The organism is Novipirellula methanifontis (assembly GCF_052161655.1).
Classification (GTDB): domain Bacteria; phylum Planctomycetota; class Planctomycetia; order Pirellulales; family Pirellulaceae; genus Novipirellula.
Genome location: NZ_CP197418.1, coordinates 5,190,112 through 5,209,185 on the forward strand (window position 1 = coordinate 5,190,112; position 19,074 = coordinate 5,209,185).

Annotated in this window: 22 protein-coding genes; 4 read left to right on the forward strand and 18 right to left on the reverse strand. The window is 53.6% G+C overall.

Going from position 1 to position 19,074, the window contains the following annotated elements; genetic code table 11:
* Positions 1-222 precede the first annotated feature (222 nt).
* The 5 genes from SH528x_RS18900 to SH528x_RS18920 form a co-directional block, all read right to left on the reverse strand.
* Entirely contained in the window at positions 223-1,407 is a 1,185-nt protein-coding gene (locus SH528x_RS18900) for a glycine C-acetyltransferase (RefSeq protein WP_442512026.1), read from the reverse strand.
* A 51-nt stretch (positions 1,408-1,458) separates the two neighbouring features.
* Positions 1,459-2,841 (reverse strand): Gfo/Idh/MocA family protein, encoded by a 1,383-nt coding sequence (locus SH528x_RS18905; protein WP_442512027.1) that lies wholly within the window; start codon positions 2,839-2,841, stop codon positions 1,459-1,461.
* Between the two features lie 99 nt (positions 2,842-2,940).
* Positions 2,941-3,966 (reverse strand): L-threonine 3-dehydrogenase, encoded by a 1,026-nt coding sequence (tdh, locus tag SH528x_RS18910; RefSeq protein WP_442512028.1) that lies wholly within the window; start codon positions 3,964-3,966, stop codon positions 2,941-2,943.
* 136 nt (positions 3,967-4,102) lie between these two features.
* Positions 4,103-5,131: an SIS domain-containing protein gene (locus SH528x_RS18915; protein WP_442512029.1), complete on the reverse strand. Its 1,029-nt coding sequence runs from the start codon at positions 5,129-5,131 to the stop codon at positions 4,103-4,105.
* A gap of 113 nt (positions 5,132-5,244) precedes the next feature.
* Positions 5,245-6,075: a PIG-L deacetylase family protein gene (locus SH528x_RS18920; protein ID WP_442512030.1), complete on the reverse strand. Its 831-nt coding sequence runs from the start codon at positions 6,073-6,075 to the stop codon at positions 5,245-5,247.
* Positions 6,076-6,504: 429 nt separating this feature from the next.
* Here SH528x_RS18920 and nagB point away from each other — a divergent pair, with 429 nt between their 5' ends.
* Both nagB and SH528x_RS18930 read left to right on the forward strand, forming a co-directional pair.
* On the forward strand, positions 6,505-7,347 hold the full coding sequence (nagB, locus tag SH528x_RS18925) for a glucosamine-6-phosphate deaminase (RefSeq protein ID WP_442512031.1): 843 nt from the start codon (positions 6,505-6,507) through the stop codon (positions 7,345-7,347).
* A gap of 237 nt (positions 7,348-7,584) precedes the next feature.
* Entirely contained in the window at positions 7,585-8,454 is an 870-nt protein-coding gene (locus SH528x_RS18930; protein ID WP_442512032.1) for a helix-turn-helix domain-containing protein, read from the forward strand.
* A 157-nt stretch (positions 8,455-8,611) separates the two neighbouring features.
* Here SH528x_RS18930 and SH528x_RS18935 read toward each other — a convergent pair whose 3' ends face one another.
* The 11 genes from SH528x_RS18935 to SH528x_RS18985 form a co-directional block, all read right to left on the reverse strand.
* Positions 8,612-8,779, reverse strand: a complete 168-nt coding sequence (locus SH528x_RS18935) for a hypothetical protein (protein ID WP_442512033.1) — start codon at positions 8,777-8,779, stop codon at positions 8,612-8,614.
* A 2-nt stretch (positions 8,780-8,781) separates the two neighbouring features.
* Positions 8,782-8,910: a hypothetical protein gene (locus SH528x_RS18940; RefSeq protein WP_442512034.1), complete on the reverse strand. Its 129-nt coding sequence runs from the start codon at positions 8,908-8,910 to the stop codon at positions 8,782-8,784.
* 94 nt (positions 8,911-9,004) lie between these two features.
* Positions 9,005-9,172, reverse strand: coding sequence for a hypothetical protein (locus SH528x_RS18945; protein WP_442512035.1), 168 nt, complete (start codon positions 9,170-9,172; stop codon positions 9,005-9,007).
* Between the two features lie 94 nt (positions 9,173-9,266).
* On the reverse strand, positions 9,267-9,434 hold the full coding sequence (locus SH528x_RS18950; RefSeq protein WP_442512036.1) for a hypothetical protein: 168 nt from the start codon (positions 9,432-9,434) through the stop codon (positions 9,267-9,269).
* A gap of 94 nt (positions 9,435-9,528) precedes the next feature.
* Positions 9,529-9,735 (reverse strand): hypothetical protein, encoded by a 207-nt coding sequence (locus SH528x_RS18955; protein WP_442512037.1) that lies wholly within the window; start codon positions 9,733-9,735, stop codon positions 9,529-9,531.
* Between the two features lie 114 nt (positions 9,736-9,849).
* Positions 9,850-10,128, reverse strand: coding sequence for a hypothetical protein (locus tag SH528x_RS18960; protein WP_442512038.1), 279 nt, complete (start codon positions 10,126-10,128; stop codon positions 9,850-9,852).
* Positions 10,129-10,221: 93 nt separating this feature from the next.
* On the reverse strand, positions 10,222-10,887 hold the full coding sequence (locus tag SH528x_RS18965) for a transposase (RefSeq protein WP_442512039.1): 666 nt from the start codon (positions 10,885-10,887) through the stop codon (positions 10,222-10,224).
* 260 nt (positions 10,888-11,147) lie between these two features.
* Positions 11,148-11,315: a hypothetical protein gene (locus SH528x_RS18970; RefSeq protein ID WP_442512040.1), complete on the reverse strand. Its 168-nt coding sequence runs from the start codon at positions 11,313-11,315 to the stop codon at positions 11,148-11,150.
* A 94-nt stretch (positions 11,316-11,409) separates the two neighbouring features.
* Positions 11,410-11,577, reverse strand: coding sequence for a hypothetical protein (locus SH528x_RS18975; protein ID WP_442512041.1), 168 nt, complete (start codon positions 11,575-11,577; stop codon positions 11,410-11,412).
* A 255-nt stretch (positions 11,578-11,832) separates the two neighbouring features.
* Positions 11,833-13,323, reverse strand: coding sequence for a N,N-dimethylformamidase beta subunit family domain-containing protein (locus SH528x_RS18980; RefSeq protein ID WP_442512042.1), 1,491 nt, complete (start codon positions 13,321-13,323; stop codon positions 11,833-11,835).
* Positions 13,307-13,525, reverse strand: coding sequence for a hypothetical protein (locus tag SH528x_RS18985; RefSeq protein WP_442512043.1), 219 nt, complete (start codon positions 13,523-13,525; stop codon positions 13,307-13,309). The genes SH528x_RS18980 and SH528x_RS18985 overlap by 17 nt, the downstream gene beginning before the upstream one ends.
* Between SH528x_RS18985 and SH528x_RS18990 the strand changes: the two genes are divergently transcribed.
* Both SH528x_RS18990 and SH528x_RS18995 read left to right on the forward strand, forming a co-directional pair.
* Positions 13,524-14,372, forward strand: coding sequence for a hypothetical protein (locus tag SH528x_RS18990; protein WP_442512044.1), 849 nt, complete (start codon positions 13,524-13,526; stop codon positions 14,370-14,372). The two genes, SH528x_RS18985 and SH528x_RS18990, sit on opposite strands and share 2 nt — an antisense overlap.
* A 608-nt stretch (positions 14,373-14,980) precedes the next feature.
* Positions 14,981-17,236, forward strand: coding sequence for a protein kinase domain-containing protein (locus SH528x_RS18995; protein ID WP_442512045.1), 2,256 nt, complete (start codon positions 14,981-14,983; stop codon positions 17,234-17,236).
* Between the two features lie 107 nt (positions 17,237-17,343).
* Here the strand turns inward: SH528x_RS18995 and SH528x_RS19000 are convergent, their stop codons facing one another.
* Complete coding sequence (locus SH528x_RS19000; protein WP_442512046.1) at positions 17,344-17,526, reverse strand: hypothetical protein; 183 nt, start codon at positions 17,524-17,526, stop codon at positions 17,344-17,346.
* 114 nt (positions 17,527-17,640) lie between these two features.
* On the reverse strand, positions 17,641-18,858 hold the full coding sequence (locus SH528x_RS19005) for a DUF1559 family PulG-like putative transporter (protein ID WP_442512047.1): 1,218 nt from the start codon (positions 18,856-18,858) through the stop codon (positions 17,641-17,643).
* Positions 18,859-19,074 lie beyond the last annotated feature (216 nt).

A 19,074-nucleotide genomic window follows, 5' to 3' on the forward strand; every position in this document is an offset into this window, starting at 1 on the left:
ATTACCCGGTGCCTTACGGCCCACGGCTCACCACTGCGAGTTGCCTTTCGAATAAACCAACAACCCGCTAGCCACGGTTGCGGCGCTGAACCGGAGCTAACCGAATTTCACTCAATGATTCCTGCCTACCTGCTTAGCAGGAGTAGGTGAAAGCCAAAAATATCACAGCATGCCGAAACTCTTGGCGAGGTTCGCTACCTCGACGAATGTCGTTCTGGGCGATCACAGATTCATTTCAGCCTTGGCCTCGCAGAACTTATCAATCGCAAACTGCAGATCCTCTTCCGTGTGGGCGGCGGAAATCTGCGTGCGGATGCGGGCTTTGCCTTTGGGCACCACGGGGAACGAGAAACCGATCACGTAAACGCCCTTGCTGAGCATGATGTCGGCCATTCGCGACGCCAGCACCGCGTCGCCGAGCATGATCGGGACAATCGGGTGTTCGCCAGGCAGTATATTGAATCCAGCCTTTTCCATCCCTTCGCGAAAATACCGAGTGTTGGATTCCAACCGATCACGAAGTTCCGTCGACTCGTTTAGCAATCCGATGGCACGGAGTGATGCTGCGACAATCGGAGGTGCAACCGAGTTTGAAAACAAGTACGGACGGCTACGCTGACGCAAAAACTCGATGATCTCGCGACGGCCACTCGTGTAACCACCGCTCGCTCCGCCTAATGCCTTGCCCAGCGTTCCCGTAATGATGTCGATGCGGTCAATCACATCGTGATGCTCATGAGTTCCACGGCCGTGCTTGCCCATGAAACCGACGGAGTGCGAATCGTCGACCATCACCATCGCGTTGTACTTGTCTGCGAGATCACAAATACCCGGCAGATTCGCGATGTATCCATCCATCGAAAACACGCCGTCCGTCGCGATCATGCGGAAACGAGCCGCGGATGCTTCCGCCAATTTGGCTTCTAAATCCGCAAGATCATTGTTGCGATAACGAAATCTCTGTGCCTTGCACAATCGAACGCCATCGATGATCGACGCATGATTCAGTTCGTCCGAAATAATGGCATCCTCACTGCCCAGCAACGTCTCGAACAAACCGCCATTCGCGTCAAAACAGGACGTGTAAAGAATCGTGTCTTCAGTACCAAGAAACTCACTCAAGCTTTGTTCAAGCTTTTTGTGAACATCCTGAGTTCCACAGATGAAACGGACCGAGGAAAGTCCGTATCCCCAACGATCAAGCCCCTCGTGTGCTGCCTTGACGATCTCGGGGTTGTCAGCCAACCCCAGATAATTGTTGGCACACAAATTCAACACCGACTCGCCCCCGCCCACTTGAATACGAACATCTTGGGGCGAGGTAATAATCCGCTCGGATTTGTAAAGTCCGTTATCACGGATCTCGCCTAGCTGCTCTGATAAATGGGTCTGAAACGCGCCGTACATTGAGTTGCTTTCGTTGGAGTGAACTTGTTGGTCCGAAATGGAAACGAGCGACTAAGTGAGCTTCGTTACGCCTGGAATTGCGAATGCAGGCTCTGGTCGAGCACCGTTCCAATCCAAGTCTTTAGGAAACAGATCGAGCGACGATTTTTCGCTGACAAAATCCCAATCGACACGCTGACCGGTGTAGGCCGCCATCCGTCCCATTACCGCGGTCAGCGAACTTTCCGCGGTCGTCCGCAGTTCGACGATCGGGTTCCCGCTGCGAATCGAGTCGACAAGATCCTTGTGTTCTTGACGATACGCGTCGGCGATGCTGCCCTTCATGCTCCACGTTTCTTTGCCGCTGCGATCCATGAACCGCGAACCGCCGCTCATTGCGTCAATGTAAGCAGTGGCTTTGGTTCCGTAGATCACATTTCCGTTGTCCCCCTTGGTCCCAGGGATTTGCCGGCACATGAACGAGCAAACTCGGTTGCCAGGATATGTGTAGTCGACCGAAACGTTATCCCACATTTCACTGTCCTCGGGGCGAGTGAATCGTCCTCCAGAACCGTAGGCGGTTTCGGGCGCGGATCCCATCACCCAATTGATGGCGTCGATGTTATGAACCGCTTGCTCGGTAATCTGGTCACCCGACAACCAGATGAAGTGCATCCAGTTGTTCAGTTGGTACTGCGTATCACTGACGCCTTCTTTACGATTCTTGTACCAAATGCCACCGGAGCAGTAGCGAGTCGTGGCGCTGACGATCTCACCGATCTCGCCATCGTGAATTCGCTTGACTGCTTCGACATAGTTGACTTGGCGGCGGTACTGTGTGCCAGTCACAATCGACGTCCCCTGCTTGACCGCTTCGTCATGAGCTTTCACACAAACACGGAAACCGGCGGGGTCGACGCATGACGGCTTTTCAGCAAAAACGTGCTTTCCGGCGGCAACCGCCTCGGCGATGTGATAAGGACGGAACCCAGGCGACGTGGCCAGAATGACCAAGTCGACATCGGGATCTTCGAGCACTTTTTTGTATGCGTCCAAACCGACGTGGATACGATCGTCCTTGACGTCAATCTTTTCGCCATGTCGCTTGCTCAGAATTGTGCGAGCTCGCTCGCAATTTTCTTGCTGCAAATCGGCCATTGCCACCAAGCGAACGTTGTCGTTGATAGAAAGCGAGTCGTTGAGAGCTCCGGTGCCTCGTCCGCCTACCCCAACGATTCCAATTCGGATTACGCGATTCGGATCGTCTGATCCCGAAGCTGCGTGCAGCGTCTGAGGCGATAGAGCCCCAGTACCGAGGGCGGCAGTGCCTAAGGCCGCCGACAATGCGGTGCCACTGCGTAGTACGGTGCGGCGATTCGGCGTGTTGGGATTCGGCTCGCTAGACAGTGCTGCCGAATTGCTGCTGTTTTTATTCGAGGTTGTATGGGTCGTCATGAGATTCTCCGAGAAAGGGTAGGGGATCAATGGTTTCGTAACTCATGAACGACATAGGTTACGAGTCTAAAAGTTAGCAGGGGGAGGTTGGTTCGTTCGTCAGCTCCATTTCAGAATCACTTTGCCCGATTGTCCGGACATCATGACGTCAAATCCTTGCTCAAATTCTTGATAAGGGAACCGATGCGTGATCACGGGCGAGAGATCGAGTCCACTTTGGACCAAAATTTTCATCTTGTACCAAGTTTCGTACATCTCTCGTCCGTAAATTCCTTTGATCGTCAACATGTTGAAAACGACCGTATTCCAATCGATTGCCATTTCGCCCGACGGAATGCCAAGCATCGCGATCTTTCCGCCGTGGCTCATTTGGCCAATCATCTCTTGAAAGGCCGCCGGGTTGCCAGACATTTCCAACCCGACATCAAAGCCTTCCTTCATGCCGATTTCTTTCTGTACATCGCTAAGTTGTTCGTGACGAACATCGACGGTGCGTGTCGCTCCCATCTTTGCCGCCAATTGCAATCGATACGGATTCACATCAGTGACAACGACATGCCGGGCACCAGCGTGTTTCGCCACCGCTGCCGCCATGCAACCAATCGGTCCCGCGCCCGTGACCAATACATCTTCGCCTAGGACCGGGAACGACAGAGCCGTGTGCACGGCATTGCCAAACGGGTCAAAAATCGATGCCACATCACGATCGATCGAGTCATCGTGGTGCCACACATTGGTCATCGGCAACGAAATGTATTCAGCGAACGCTCCGGGGCGATTGACGCCGATACCCTTTGTGTCAGCACAGAGATGCCGCCGACCCGCCAAACAGTTACGACACCGTCCGCAGACCACATGCCCTTCGCCGCTGACAATTTCGCCGGGGTAAAAGTCGGTCACGTTCGAGCCGGTTTCAACGATCTCGCCGACAAACTCGTGCCCTACGACCATTGGCACCGGAATCGTCTTTTGTGCCCACGCATCCCATTTGTAGATGTGCACGTCGGTACCGCAGATCCCGGTCCGATCGATCTTGATCAACACATCGTTGATACCAATCGTTGGCATCGGAACATCTTCGAGCCAAAGACCTGGCTTCTTTTCGCGTTTTACCAGTGCCTTCATGACGAGGCTCCTACAGCGATGATTTCTTGGAACGTATTGGAAAAGGCGTTCGTTCGCCGCCTTGGGCATGCACTGACGCACTCAACTCGCATCAACGACGTCATTTGTGATACTTCTTTAAAATGCCAATGAATGATTAAACGAACTGCGGTGCGAAGGCGTTGCCGACCTTTCTCGCACGCAGGGGAGTGTCGACATCGACTCCAAGCTTAAGCCCGACATTGACTAACAAATTCCATCCGGCAGCCATTTGCACAAACCCCGAAAGATCCCCCGCGTCAGGGATCGTGATCGTGGGAAAGCATGTCGGACGTGATGCAATGGCAACAATCTGCATACCAACGTTTCGCTCGAGCACTTCGCGAAATTTCGCTTCGCTGGCGGCATACGGCTCGATCCATATCAGTATATCATCTGTGTCCATCACCTCTTCAATGCCGTGCACTGCATAGGTTCCATCCAAAAAGTCAGCTGATTTGCGAACGATCTCGTTCGTCTTCAGTGTCAATTCTTCTGCGACTCCGTCATTGCGGCCGGCCCAGTACACCGTTTTCGCGCGGGCGACGCGGCAGACCAAATCAGCTGGTAGCTGGGATAAAAGGGCCGTCTCGACATGATCGGCAAGTTCGTCTTGACGACTTGCGAGCGTTCCGCTGCCGTGAATGTGCTCCATCAGAGTTCGCAGAAACAATCCCTGTTCTATCACCGTCTTGGTGGCTGCCACTGCGTTTTCTTCGCCGCATTGCAGTACGTACCCCGCAGTTGCAAACGTTTCGAGTTGGGTGTTCTCAAAAGTGGCCAAACTAAAGCGTCGCGAGTGTCCGTCGAGCTTTAGGCTGTAGAACAATTCGATTACTTCTGCGGTACGTCCCGAATTGGAAAGCCCCAACACCACCCAATTTCTTAAGTCATACTCCATCGCTTGTAGTGCCGATTCTGCGTGCAATCCGATCGAGCATCCTCGCTTCCGCGCCCATGCGATCGCGTGCTTTGCAGGAAAGAAACGGCTAGAGCCTTCCCCCGTAATCATCAGATTGCCGACGTCGCAGACCGTACGAGCCAGATCACGTACTCGATCGGAATCAAAGCTACGAATCAAATTGGGCACGGCCAACATATCGTTGACCAAACCAAATTGGATGAAATGCTCGCTCTCGGGATTCATACGTCATCTTTCTCTCTAGAAACAGCGGTTGTCAAAGGTTAGGGTCGCGATGTTGCTGGGGAGCAAGATTTCAAACGGAAAATTTGATTCACATCGGACGCTAGCTTGATTGACTAAGATCGCAATGCGGTCTGTGGCTCACCGGTTTCAGTACGGCGTGCTGCTTTGAGGGGAAACAATTCTGCAAGTAAATCGTTCACAGGATACGCGTGGCCAGTGTGCTGGATAAATGCTTCGGCGACTTCCACACCACATTCGTTCCCACGCTTCTGGTTGTACGATCGCATCGTGGACAGATACTCGTCGATCCCATTGTGCACGCGAAGCCATTCTCGTTGGCTGACGTGACACGCCAGCATCGCGGTCTTCGTATCAAGTTGATCGCTAATTTCAACCCACGTCGTTGGTTCCACCCGGTTTCCCAAACGGTCGGTACCGCCATGGCCGTCACAGTAATACAAGTGAGGCACAGCTGATCCCGGAACCAGTGGCAGTGTGGACGCATTCGGGGCCGCGAAAACGAAGCTTGCTGCACGGCCCAATTGGCCTGTGATTTCGTGGTCGGCATGGTAATCCGACATCGGCATCGTGATCACCAACGTGGGGGCGATTTGTCGAAACAAATCAATCGTCTTTTGCAAGGCCTCGCGATCGTAGACGACACGTCCATCGGGCTCGTGTAGACAATGAAATGTTGCTCCGGCGACTTTGGCGGCCTCGGTTCCTTCGGCAATTCGCATGCGAGCCACCTCATCAGCGTCGCCCGTTAGCGAACCACAATCACCGGCCGTGACCGTTGCGATATGAGTCTCCCATCCCAATTCGGCCAGTCGAATCAGTGTGCCAGCACACGTGATTTCGGCGTCATCCGGATGTGCCATCAACGCCAGTGCCACTTTGCGCTGTGAGCGATTCTCTTTGCTGGACAATGTTCGGTGCCTCATACGATGCGGGAAAATTATTAGTCCGACTGTGATCCAGTTTGCCCAGTATTTTTACCGCTGTCCTCACGTACGATTGCTATTTGTAATGCTCTGTGTGCGCTTTGGGCTATGTTTTTGAGTGGGGTATGCGCATCACCGACTGAGGTGATACGTCATTTACCTCATCCAGCATTTGCTTGGCCTAATAATTGTAGATGAGACCGCGCCGTTACGAAAACGTACCAGTTTTGCGAAAAACTTGCTGAAAAAACACCACGAACGCATACCGGCGCACAGCGAGTACCATAAATGGCAACCCTTTGTGTAGATGCAGCACGGACAGCGTTTAACATGGCAGGTTCACACGGCGGATCAGCTCTGTCAGATCTCGCACCTCCCCTTCCTATCGGAATTCACTGCGATATTCCCGTACGCATAAAGGAATCATCCTTGTCTATTCAACCGACCGAAGTCCGATCCAATGTTCGACCCAGCGTCCGCCAGTGGATTCGAAATGGTATCGAAGTTGGCGTGTTTTCAGACGCCGATGACGCAAGTCGATCCGCGGCAAATGAAATTGCGACGTTGATTCGCCAACGTGCTGCCGAGGGCCAACGCTGCGTTCTCGGATTGGCGACCGGATCGACCCCGGTGCGTGTCTATCGTGAATTGATTCGGTTGCATCGCGAGGAAGACCTTTCGATGCAAAACGTAGTGACGTTCAATTTAGATGAATATTTCCCAATACAGCCTAATGCTGCACAGAGCTATGTTCGCTTTATGAACGAACAACTATTTGATCACGTCGACATTCGCCGCGAGAACGTTCATATCCCTGACGGAACCGTCTCGATCGAATCCGTTTCGGAATACTGTCACCAGTACGAAAGCCGAATTGAGCAACTCGGTGGTATCGACATTCAACTACTGGGTATTGGACGAACCGGGCATATCGGTTTTAACGAACCTGGCTCGGAACAATCATCGACAACACGGTTAGTCCGACTTAGCGAAATCACACGCGTTGATGCCGCGAACGATTTTGGTGGTATCGACAATGTGCCTCGGATGGCGATCACGATGGGTGTTGGAACCATCCTTCGCTCGCGTCGCATTCGGTTGCTTGCCTTTGGTGAACACAAATCGGCGATTGTCGATCGCGCCGTTCAAGGGGCAATCTCTCATACGGTGCCCGCTACCTACTTGCACGATCATCGCAACGTCGAATTCTTGCTCGACGAACCGGCTGCATCGATGTTAACCTTGCCGGAAACCGAAACACTGGCTCGATAAGCTCGCTGTCTGTGGAGTCACCCTTTGAAGTCAGCTACCGATCGCGATCGCCGTCTCACTCAGGTCTTCATGATCGGCGACGTGATACGGATACCCACGCTCGCGAAACTTACTTGGTTCTGATACATTCTATGCGCTGTTTGGCGGGTGTTTAGATCTCGCGATGCAAGTAAATGCGATTGTCGACGACAGTAATGTCGCGAAATTGCCGTAGTCACTTAACCAGTCATCATTAGTATGAAACCCTCGTACGAGAAACTTGTTCCTCCGATTGGCGAGTCATTCCGGTGCTTCGATCGTTCCGAATTACTCTCTCCTGTGAAGTGGCACCGGCACCCTGAAATCGAGTTGACGTACATTCACCACGGCGCAGGTTCGCGGGTGGTCGGCGACCATCTCGGCAGTTATGGCGATCATGACCTGGTCTTGCTCGGTTCACAACTTCCGCACACATGGGCATCCGACGAGTATCGTGGCCAGAAGTATGATCGCCATGCCGCGATTGTGCTGCAGTTTCATCCCGACTTTCTCGGCACTGAATTTTTCGGTGTTTCCGAGATGGCGGCGATCAACAAAATGTTGCAACTGGCGAATCGCGGTTTGTGGTTCCCCGAGTCGATTGCCGAGCGTGTCGGAGCACGAATGACTGCCCTGGTTCAGCAGCAGGGCGCATCGCGATTGATCGAATTATTTTCGATTCTAAACGTATTGTCCGAGTGCACTCAGACCGTCCAGCTTGCGAGTGAATTCTACTCAGTCACCTCCAGCCAAGATGTGGAGACGCGGATCCAAAAAATTTGCGATCACATCGCAAACCATTTGACCGATCCTGAGCTTGGTCATGCCGAATTGGCTGAGCTCGCCGATATGAACGCGTCTGCCTTTAGTCGCTTTTTCAAACAATCAACGGGTCGCACCTTATCCGAGTACATCAGTGAGCTGCGAATCGGTTTGGCGTGTCGCTTGTTAACGGATAGTGACGACTCCATTCTTTCGATCAGTTTCCAAGCGGGCTTCGCAAACTTATCAAATTTCAACCGTCGTTTTCGACAATTGCGTCAAATGACCCCGCGTGACTATCGCGCTCGATTTCGAACTGCGTCGTGAGTAGGGTTCACGTCTTCGGTTTACCTTACTCTTTTCAGTGCATGGGGCGTTGTGGGCCATAATTGTCGCACGGCTTTCCAAGCCGTCAGCGTGCCCCAGCAACGAGCGTCACCTCGCCAAGTTGCACTTCCGACTTCAAGCAACCGCCCGCGAGACGTTACCAGCTTGGAAAGCTGGACGACAATCGTTCCCATTGTCGCACGGCTTTCCAAGCTGTTAGCGTGCCCCAGCGACGAACGTCAACTCGCCAAGTTTCACTTCCAACATCAAGCAACCGCCGACGAAACGTTACCAGCTTGGAAAGCTGGACGACAATCGTTTCCATTGTCACACGGCTTTCCAAGCCGTCAGCGTGCCCCAGCAACGAACGTCACCTCGCCAAGTTTCACTTCCGACTTCAAGCAACCGCCCGCGAAACGTTACCAGCTTGGAAAGCTGGACGACAATCGCACTCATTGTCGCACGGCTTTCCAAGCCGTCAGCGCGACTAAGCAACGAACGTCAACTCGCCAAGTTGCACTTCCCACTTCAAGAAACCGCCCACGAACCGTTACCAGCTTGGAAAGCTGGACGACAGTCGTTTCCATTGTCGCACGGCTTTCCAAGCCGTCAGCACGACCCAGCGACGAACGTCACCTCGTCGAGTTTCACCTCCGACTTCAAGCAACTGCCCGCGAAACGTTGCCAGCTTAGGAAGCTGGACGACAATCGCACTCATTGTCGCACGGCTTTCCAAGCCATTAGCGTGCCCCAGCAACGAACGTCATCTCGCCAAGTTGCACTTCCGACTTCAAGCAACCGCTCACGAACCGTTACCAGCTTGGAAAGCTGGACGACAATCGTTCCCATTGTCGCACGGCTTTCCAAGCCGTCAGCGCGACCGAGCAACGAACGTCACCTCGCCAAGTTTCACTTCCCACTTCAAGCAACCGGCCGCAAAACGTTGCCAGCTTAGAAAGCTGGACGACAATCGCACTCATTGTCGCACGGCTTTCCAAGCCATTAGCGTGCCCCAGCAACGAACGTCATCTCGCCAAGTTGCACTTCCGACTTCAAGCAACCGCTCACGAACCGTTACCAGCTTGGAAAGCTGGACGACAATCGTTCCCATTGTCGCACGGCTTTCCAAGCCGTCAGCGCGACCCATCGACGAACGTCACCTCGTCGAGTTTTACTTCCGACTTCAAGCAACCGCTCGCGAAACGTTCCCACCTTGGAAAGCTGGACGACAATCTCACCGATTGTCGCACGGCTTTCCAAGCCGTCAGCGCGACCGAGCAACAAACGTCACCTCGCCAAGTTTCACTTCCAACTTCAAGCAACCGCCCGCGAAACGTTACCAGCTTAGAAAGCTGGACGACAATCGCACTCATTGTCGCACGGCTTTCCAAGCCGTCAGCGTGACCGAGCAACGAACGTCACCTCGCCAAGTTTCACTTCCCACTTCAAGCAACCGGCCGCAAAACGTTGCCAGCTTGGAAAGCTGGGCGACAATCGTTTCCATTGTCGCACGGCTTTCCAAGCCGTCAGCGTGACCCAGCAACGAACGTCAACTCGCCAAGTTTCACTTCCGACTTCAAGCAACCGCCCGCGAAACATTACCAGCTTGGCAAGCTGGACGACAATCGTTTCTATTGTCGCACGGCTTTCCAAGCCGTTAGCGCGACCGAGCAACGAACGTCAGCTCGTCAAGTTCCACTTCCCACTTCAAGCAATCGTCCGCGAACCGTTACCAGCTTGGAAAGCTGGACCCACCATGCGTACAGACTAGAAGTGCCCCAGTGACCTCCGATACAAAAATTCATCTCCAGGTAAATTGGCTTTTTTGGGATTTTCGCGAATGTATTTGCGTAAGTATTGAAGTTGATCCTCATTCCGCACCAAATGGTCAAACGGCTCCGGAAACCAAAGCTCTCCATTTCTTGCAAATCGTTGATTGATTTCCCTCGCCGTGAACCGCATCCATCCTCCAGGCTGCCGTTTTGCAGTTTTTTCATCCGCAAAAGCGACCAAGCAATGAACGTGATTTGGCATCACGACAAAATCGCCGAGATAGTAGCGAGTGCGATGAAACTTCTGCAGTGACTCGCTGACGATTTGAGCTGCTTCGGGATGGCGCAGTTCACAGCTGCCGCAACACTTATCCAACGTCATTTCTCTGTTCTGGTGAAACTGCTTGTCAAAAGCAATCCTCATCTTCGGCGACAGCCCGGTTCGTGCCAGTTTCCAGTCTCCGTCACTGGCAATTCCGCAACGCATCAAGAAGTCGATTCGCTCTCGATGCCATCGTCTCAAAACGTCAGCGGGAATGGAGTCTTTTAATCGCATGGTCAGAAAGACGATTACGGCGGCCTGTACCCGATGAGGTCGCTGTCGATCCCACTGCCAATATTCTGCCTTGGGATCAAAGAGTTCGCCCACTGGATCGGCCATTCTGATTCACCCCGTCAATACAACAAGAATCATGATGGAGTCTAATGTTTGCTGAAATGAAGTGCAAATTGAGCCCCCCGTACGACTGCCAAGTTTCACTTACGACTTCAAGCAACCGCCCGCGAAACGTTACCAGCTTGGAAAGCTGGACGACAATCGTTCCCATTGTCGCACGGCTTTCCAAGCCGTTAGCGGGACCACACAACGAATGTCACTTCGTCAAGTTCTACTTCCAACTTTAAACAACCGCCCGCGAACCGTTACGAGCTTGGAAAGCTGGACGACAATTGTTCCCATTGTCGCACGTCTTTCCAAGCCGTTAGCGCGACCGAGCAACGAATGTCAGCTCGCCAAGTTTCACTTCCGACTTCAAGCAACCGCCTGCGAACCGTTACCAGCTTGGAAAGCTGGACGACAATCGTTTCCATTGTCGCACGGCTTTCCAAGCCGTCAGCGCGACCGAGCAACGAACGTCAGCTCGTCAAGTTCCATTTCCCACTTCAAGCAATCGTCCGCGAAACGTTACCAGCTTGGAAAGCTGGACGACAATCGTTCCCATTGTCGCACGGCTTTCCAAGCCGTCAGCGTGCCCCAGCAACGAACGTCACCTCGCCAAGTTTCACTTCCCACTTCAAGCAACCGCCCGCAAAACGTTACCAGCTTAGAAAGCTGGACGACAATCGCTCTCATTGTCGCACGGCTTTCCAAGCCGTCAGCGTGCTCCAGCAACGAGCGTCACCTCGTCGAGTTTCACTTCCGACTTCAAGCAACCGCCCACGAAAAGTTACCAGCTTAGAAAGCTGGACGACAATCGTTCCCATTGCCGCACGGCTTTCCAAGCCGTTAGCGTGACCAAGCGACGAACGTCAACTCGCAAAATTTCACGTCCAATATCAAGCAACCGCCCACGAAACGTTACCAGCTTGGAAAGCTGGACGACAATTGCTAGTTTCGCTTCATCCGGCGGAGGACGTTGTGTGTGATTTGTTGCAACCGCGGATCAGGGCCTTGCGGTGATGTGTAGACGCTCGGACGGACGTAGCCCGGCGGTTCCGACAATCCGTCTGCCCACCAGCAGGTCGCGGCATTAAAAACAATGTTGTTCTTCGGACCCGGATATACGGTGGCGGTGTACTCGCCACCGTTGGTGACTCCCGGAGCCGATTGAGTGGGGCCGCGAGCAACGATTTCCAAGCCCGCGATATCGGCCGGATCGCCGTGCCACTCCCATCCGATGACGCCCGGGATCGCATCTCCCCTCTGCATCTGAGTTGCCGCGTACAGCCAATGGTCCGGTTGACTGCAAACCCAGTCCGCTCCCCCTGTGACCGGGCCGGTGCTGTGTGCACCAACCAGTTCGTTGGCGTACGGACGCTCGTGCTTCAGCGTCGACATCGAACTAAACTCACGCGTCCCACCGGGCGGTCCAAACACACCGACGCGGTGCAGCGATCGAGTGGCGTCATCCCACTCAATGCGTCCGCAAACCGCGTTGCCGGAAAAGAACCCGACGCTTACCCCCGAGGCAATCGCAGCTTGCAAATTGCGAAACATTTTGATTGTCCAGTACTCGTCGTGCCCAACACTAAGAAAACCATCGCAGCGGAGCGGTTGCCCGGCGTCGCGGTGCAAATCGGTATTGGAAACATAGGTCACATCGTAACCTTCGCGTTCGAGCCAATAAACGAACGGAAACTCCCACAGGAAAAACTCACCAGAGCCGATGGAGAGTGGGGCGTCTGAGATTTGGCAATACTTTCCGTAAGGGCGATTAAAGCTGACCTGCGATTCGCCTCCCCAATGCCACGGCGTTTCGCCATCATCGTAGAGTGAAAACTGAGAGGGCCAGCGGTTGTAGGCCTGCCACGTATGATCGCTACATTGAAACATCAGCTCGGCGGGCCGTGTGTCGCGGACAATAAAGATCACATAACTCTGCAACCCTTCGGTCAATTCCGTCAACTTGCCGACGTAGACGCCGCTGACCCAATCCTCGGGAATCCGCATCTCGAAACTGGCCGGCCACTGACAATTCTGTAACCGCCGCGGCCCGACGGACGGCAACTTCTGGACGCTTCCCTGTAACTTGTCACTGGCGTGGACCAACCGGCCGCCATCGCCTCCGTAGTATCCCAAGCGATAGAACTCGATCGTAAACTCGCTGACCGGATCGGTGCTGACCATCACCTGCAGCGTTTCGCCTGGCAAGATACTGGCGTGCGAAACATAGCCCTCGATCCAGGGGCAGCGGTATTTTGTGACTGGATCGATCCGTGTCTTGCGGAGCATCCACTCCTGCGTACCAGGCTTTTCGTTTTCTGCTTTCACCGCAGCCGAACGAACATCGGCGGAAGATGCGTGCTTGGGCAGCATTAACGAAGTTCCCGTGGCAGCTGCCACACTCAGCAATTGACGACGGTCAGGCAATCGATTCATCAGCAAGCATTCCTAACAAGTACATTACAGCGAACGGCGAGCGACGATTGTACTCCATCTCATCACGCTGCATCGTTTGTGTGTGACTTTCGATGCGTCGAGAATGGCCAAAATTGAGCCCAACTCCGTGAATCATCCACACTGCCGATTTGAATTTGCGGTATTCTATTGCCGGTGGTTTGTTGATGTTGTTGGGTGACATGGTAACCGTTCTCGACGCGTCTCTTCTCAATTTGGCGATTGCGGGTGTGACATCTCAGATGAAGGAAACAAACATGCATGTTTCAAAGATATTCGTCGGATTTGTTTTTGCTGCGATTTGTCTGGTTGGTGCTGCAACTGCTCAGGATTCGACAGACACCACCTCAACATCAAGTGATTGGTTCTGTGGTGGTGATGGGCACGAGTCAGCAACACCAAGCACCGGCCCCTACTTTTCGCCAATCCTTCAAAAACGATCGGCCGTCACTTGGTTAAATCGCGACCAAGCACTGATGGATTCATTTACCAAAGGATTAAAGTTGCGTTACAACGCCCACTTCGTCGAAACGCCTTTGGACGAGGTGTGCAAAGAATTGTCGAAATTGATAGAGCTACCGATCATCATCGATCGGCGAGCGTTCGAAGAAATTGGGTTAACTAATGACACACCCATTAGCTTGACGGTGAACGATGTGTCCATCGGCGCTATCCTGGCACTCGTGCTTCAAGATCTCGATTCGACATATACGACACGGAACAGCGTAATTGAGATCACGACAATCGAGTCAGCGCAAGAACGTCCCGCCACCTGTATTTATTGGCTCGACGATACTGGAATGCTTGCAGATGACCCATCGTCAGCAGTTTCTCTTGTGATGAGTTCAATCGAACCGGGCAGCTGGGAGTCTGGCAATGGATCGGTGCTTCCCGTCATCCGTCTCGATGGCAGCCGTCGCACGGGGGTTGTGTTTTCGACGATCGAAACGACGCATCTTCAAATTGAGAATTTGTTTGCGGCAATTCGTGCTGCAAACTTACAAGCGAGAACAGCTGCAACACCAGACTGACCAACCCATTAGTGCGTGAAGATGTGATCGGTCAGTACGGCATCGAAAACGAAGAAAATAATGATCCGAAGCCCCGGAGGGGCGACAGAAAGCGAAATGATCGATCGCTGCCGCCCCTCCGGGGCTATGGTAAAGTTTGGCTCCGGAAATACTGGGGCTCGCGCCCCAGGCTAGGTGCTGTCGAGCCTCCGGCACTTTAAAATGTCGCAACTTCAAAACTGACGTGTCGGGTTATGATTTGCTGGGAAAAACGACAATAGCGCAACTTCAAAAGGCCGAAGCGGGGGCAATCGAAGTACAAATCCAGCAACACAAATGCATCCATTCGCTCGAGTTACAGAGAATGCGTTCAATCTGTCGCCCCGAATTTTTTTGATCTCACGGGCTTAAGTGCTTGCTCCGCATCGTAATATTTCAGCCCACTCCGTCATTGTTACTCATATCGACGAGCAACTCTCGAGCCGCTGTCGGTTTTGCCCCCCCGACTGATTTCACTCGCCGGTTCCTACTCGCCCTCACAAACGTTGAAAGTTTTAACTAATCTAAAGGACTCCAATAAGCCACCGCATCCTGCCGTCACCTGACGCCGTGCCCGAACCGCTGCTCTTATGAATCCGCTGAACCTGTTTCGCCGCTCGACGCGTCCATCGCCGCCCCCCCAGGCCCACATGACATGGGCTTCGCGGAGTATCTCGAAAACGGTAACGCGGACCGGGGTGTTTTTGAAAAAACAGCTTTGGATCTGGCCGATTATTGCCGTTGTTATCCTCTCCGTGATCGGCTTCGGAGTCCGCCACGCCATCGAAACGACGATCAAGGCCAACGTCAGCTCGGGGTTGCAGTCGTTGGTGACGCTGGAAACCGAGATGCTGAAGAAATGGTTCGCCGTTCAAGAATCGACGGCTGAATCGTTGGCGAACGACGCTCAAGTCCGTCAAACCGTTTATGAGATTTTGCAGCCTGGCACAGTCCCTGGGGCGGCGGTGGATGTCGCCCCAACGCGGGATCTACACTCCAAACTTGCCACCGAATTAGCTGCCGCAATGGCTGCTCACGACTACGTGGGATACATCGTGGCGAATAAAGCGAAACACATCGTCTCGTCGTCGCACGCGGCACTTATCGGCGAGCAGAACATCCCCGAGTATGAAACTTTTTTGGATCGCGCCCTCGATGGTGACACGATTGTATCGCCCCCTTTTCCCAGTGTGGTGATGCTCAAAAGTGGTGATGGTCGCAACCGTATGGGTGTCCCCACCATGTACGCCTGCTCTCCGATCCGCGATGCGTCATTCCAGATTATTGGCGTGTTGGGATTGCAGATTCGGCCCGAACGCGAATTCACTCAAATCTTGCAACTCGGCCAAGTCGGCACTTCGGGTGAGACTTATGCGTTTAATTCCGAAGGGCTGATGATCTCGAACAGCCGGTTTGACGAAGAGCTGATTTTGCTCGGCTTACTGCCTGATCGCGAGCACTCTCAATCGATGCTCGAACTGATGGTGCGTGACCCCGGTGTCGATATGACCGTTGGAGAGCGTCCCGAGGTGCGGCGATCGCAATTGCCGATGACAAAAAATGCAGCCGAGGCAATCGCAGGCAATTCAGGACTCGATGTCGATGGATACCGAGACTATCGTGGCGTCTCCGTGATCGGTGCCTGGACTTGGCTGCCGAAATACGGAATTGGGTTAACGACCGAGGTCGAGGCGTCGCAGGCGTTCCGTCCACTGGTGATTTTGCAGCGAACGTTTCTGCTGATCTACACGCTGCTGATCCTCAGTGCGATTGCCATTTTTGTGTTCATGGTCGTGGTTGCCCGATTGCAGCGACAAGCTCGCGCGGCGGTGATCGAAGCACAGCAGCTGGGACAATACACGCTCGAAGGTAAACTCGGCGAAGGAGGCATGGGCGTCGTCTACAAAGGCCGGCATTCAATGATGCGGCGGCCGACGGCGATCAAACTATTGCACGCCGACAAGATCGACGAAAACTCTATCAAGCATTTTGAACGCGAAGTCCAAATCACGTGCCAATTAAACCATTTCAACACGATCGCAATTTACGACTACGGTCGTACGCCCGAGGGAGTGTTTTATTATGCGATGGAATACCTCGACGGCATCGACTTGCAAGAGCTCGTGAGAAAATACGGTCCGCAACCTGAACGCCGCGTGATCCATATTCTGCTCCAAATTTGCAACTCACTTTTCGAAGCACACTCCAAAGGTTTGGTACATCGTGACATCAAACCGGCAAATGTGATGTTGAACCGACGCGGTTGCGAACCCGACGTGGTCAAAGTGCTCGATTTTGGGCTGGTCAAAGCGATTGAACCGCAAACGCATCACACGATGCTCGGTGGCGGCGGTGGGCTGGCCGGGACGCCGCTTTACATGTCGCCCGAGGCGATCCAGGCCCCGATGTCGGTCGATGCCCGCACCGACATCTACGCGGTTGGCGCCGTAGCCTACTTCTTGTTGACCGGAGAACCGGTGTTTGCTGCAGCCGGCTTGACCGAGTTGTGTCAAAAGCACATTGACGAAGCCCCTGTGCCTCCATCCAAACGCGGCAACACGAATGTGTCCAGTGATCTGGAAGATGCGATTTTGAGTTGTCTCGAAAAATCGCGAGCAAAACGGCCTCAGACGGCACGCGACCTCGCTCAGCTTCTACTGCGGTGCAATGAGGCAAAACGCTGGACGATCGAAGATGGCGATCGCTGGTGGGGCCGGCACGAACGAGGCTCCGGTGGGAGTAGCCGCAGTGATGATGCAGCCGACTCACCCGCCGCCGTCGAAGCGACGTTAGACCTGACCCAGCTGTCCAGCGAAAACGAAGACAAGGACAAAGACGAGTCTTAAATCACTGCCCAGACGACCAGCCTGGGCGGGACTACCTGCTGCCGTTGACACGCGACGTGACGAACGAGTTTTGCGCAGCCAAGAACATTCACTGCAATGACGCAATGTTATTCTTCTTCTTCCGTCATTTCCTCTTCGGATACGTCGCTGGTGGCCACCGCGAGAGCTGCTTCATAGTCGGCGATTGCTTGCGCATCGGCACCATCGGTGACTGTCCGATTCGGTTCTTCGCCGCATCCGCAGATGATTGAGCCAAAGAAGAGCAATACTGCAACAGATAGGATTTTCATTTGATGGGTCTCACTGGATGAAGGCGTCTAAATAAATATGTGTTGAGGCAATCGCAATCGCCCTTTGGACAAGGTTGGCGGCCCAACCAAAGGGCTAAAGTACGTTCCTTTCACCTAGAACTCACTGTCGATCGTTTCTCGGCTAGCACGCGTGCCCAACGCACCCCAAAGACCGTAGGGACTCTTGGCACCAGGGTTGTACGCCTGGTTGATTGAACGTGCTGTTGAATCGCCGGCGTCGATCGAGTCGGTGACAAACTTGACGGCACCATCCCCCATCAAAACATGACATCCGCCTTGATGGTGGCTGGACATCGTAGCGATCAGCGACGTGCCCAAGGTGTTGTAGGGGCCACAGATCTCACGATTTGGGGAAAGGATCGTCATGCAGCCACTGAATAACGGCCCTTGGTCTGCCCAGCGGTATCCTCGACCAAAGCTGGCACGGGAAACCATCTTGTAAGTGGAAAGCCAGAAGCTGGGACGCTCTGGGTCAACCAATGGCAAACATCTCGACGGGTTATTGCGGATGTTCCCAAGAGAAATCCCAGGCGCACTCTTGTTCTTACCATTTTCGGTAACCTGAGTTCGATTGTTCATGTCACCAAGGTCGGTCATGATTTCACCCATCGCGACCGTGTTGGACAAGCCATCCAAACAGTCTCGGAATGCTGTAGCCTGCAGCGGCTTGAAGAAACCTCGGTGAGAAGCCCGTGCCATCTTGGCCCGTGCCGTTGTAATCTTAGTGCGCTGGTTGTTGTAAGGTCCGAAATAGACTTGCCACGACGAGTCACCGACACAGGCGGCGTAGTTAGTTCGACCGAGGGCAGGAAGTCCGAAGCCAGGGTCGCTGGGGCAGCGAAATGCCTGTACCTCCGTTGCCCACGGGATGTACTGAATCTGATCAGGCGTCGGTCCCATGGCCGGCCAAGGCGCTGTGGTGGTGCCAACGGAAGCCGTGGTGTTGCCATCGGTCCGGGCCGCACTTGGATTGGAAATTTGCTCCCAAAGCGCCTGCTGTTCGATGAATGGTAAAGCACCAACCAACATGCTCAGTCGGTAGCGATTTCCCTGCGTACTCGCCTTAAACCAAGCGTCGCCGGCTCCCGGCTGTGTTCCCGCGCCTTGTGTTGGAACTTGCTTGTAGGCAGAGTGATAGTTGTGAATTGCCAGGCCAAGTTGCTTGAAATTGTTGCTGCAACTCATTCGCCTTGCAGCTTCGCGAGCAGCCTGCACGGCGGGAAGTAGAAGTCCAACTAGAACACCAATAATTGCGATGACCACGAGTAGCTCCACTAATGTGAAACCTCGATTTCTTCTTTTCCAATACATACCTTGACCTAAGAATGAGAAAGGACGGGCAAAGCATGCAATTGAACTAGCGGGGTCGCATGGCACTTTGCCGGCCCACAGCGGATGAGATAGTACCGTTATCCCCCCTCAAGTTGGCCCTGTAAAGGGTTTGCTTGTAAAATACTCAAAATTCGGTTGAAAAAGGAAAAGTTTTGAGTACCAGTCGGGCGGTAAAAGTAACCACACTTTACCCAT

Bases quoted from the DNA above. Each gene is read 5' to 3' on its own strand.
- SH528x_RS18940 (WP_442512034.1), bottom strand. From the start codon at position 8,910: ATGAGTGCGATTGTCGTCCAGCTTTCCAAGCTGGTAACGTTTCGCGGG.
- SH528x_RS18950 (WP_442512036.1), bottom strand. From the start codon at position 9,434: ATGAGTGCGATTGTCGTCCAGCTTTCTAAGCTGGCAACGTTTTGCGGC.
- SH528x_RS19000 (WP_442512046.1), bottom strand. From the start codon at position 17,526: ATGAAAATCCTATCTGTTGCAGTATTGCTCTTCTTTGGCTCAATCATC.
- SH528x_RS18935 (WP_442512033.1), bottom strand. From the start codon at position 8,779: ATGGAAACGATTGTCGTCCAGCTTTCCAAGCTGGTAACGTTTCGTCGG.
- tdh (WP_442512028.1), bottom strand. From the start codon at position 3,966: ATGAAGGCACTGGTAAAACGCGAAAAGAAGCCAGGTCTTTGGCTCGAA.
- SH528x_RS18930 (WP_442512032.1), top strand. From the start codon at position 7,585: ATGAAACCCTCGTACGAGAAACTTGTTCCTCCGATTGGCGAGTCATTC.
- SH528x_RS18915 (WP_442512029.1), bottom strand. From the start codon at position 5,131: ATGAATCCCGAGAGCGAGCATTTCATCCAATTTGGTTTGGTCAACGAT.
- SH528x_RS18905 (WP_442512027.1), bottom strand. From the start codon at position 2,841: ATGACGACCCATACAACCTCGAATAAAAACAGCAGCAATTCGGCAGCA.
- SH528x_RS19005 (WP_442512047.1), bottom strand. From the start codon at position 18,858: ATGTATTGGAAAAGAAGAAATCGAGGTTTCACATTAGTGGAGCTACTC.
- SH528x_RS18985 (WP_442512043.1), bottom strand. From the start codon at position 13,525: ATGTCACCCAACAACATCAACAAACCACCGGCAATAGAATACCGCAAA.
- SH528x_RS18900 (WP_442512026.1), bottom strand. From the start codon at position 1,407: ATGTACGGCGCGTTTCAGACCCATTTATCAGAGCAGCTAGGCGAGATC.
- SH528x_RS18995 (WP_442512045.1), top strand. From the start codon at position 14,981: ATGAATCCGCTGAACCTGTTTCGCCGCTCGACGCGTCCATCGCCGCCC.
- SH528x_RS18920 (WP_442512030.1), bottom strand. From the start codon at position 6,075: ATGAGGCACCGAACATTGTCCAGCAAAGAGAATCGCTCACAGCGCAAA.
- SH528x_RS18975 (WP_442512041.1), bottom strand. From the start codon at position 11,577: ATGAGAGCGATTGTCGTCCAGCTTTCTAAGCTGGTAACGTTTTGCGGG.
- SH528x_RS18945 (WP_442512035.1), bottom strand. From the start codon at position 9,172: ATGAGTGCGATTGTCGTCCAGCTTCCTAAGCTGGCAACGTTTCGCGGG.
- SH528x_RS18970 (WP_442512040.1), bottom strand. From the start codon at position 11,315: ATGGAAACGATTGTCGTCCAGCTTTCCAAGCTGGTAACGGTTCGCAGG.
- SH528x_RS18990 (WP_442512044.1), top strand. From the start codon at position 13,524: ATGGTAACCGTTCTCGACGCGTCTCTTCTCAATTTGGCGATTGCGGGT.
- SH528x_RS18980 (WP_442512042.1), bottom strand. From the start codon at position 13,323: ATGAATCGATTGCCTGACCGTCGTCAATTGCTGAGTGTGGCAGCTGCC.
- SH528x_RS18965 (WP_442512039.1), bottom strand. From the start codon at position 10,887: ATGGCCGATCCAGTGGGCGAACTCTTTGATCCCAAGGCAGAATATTGG.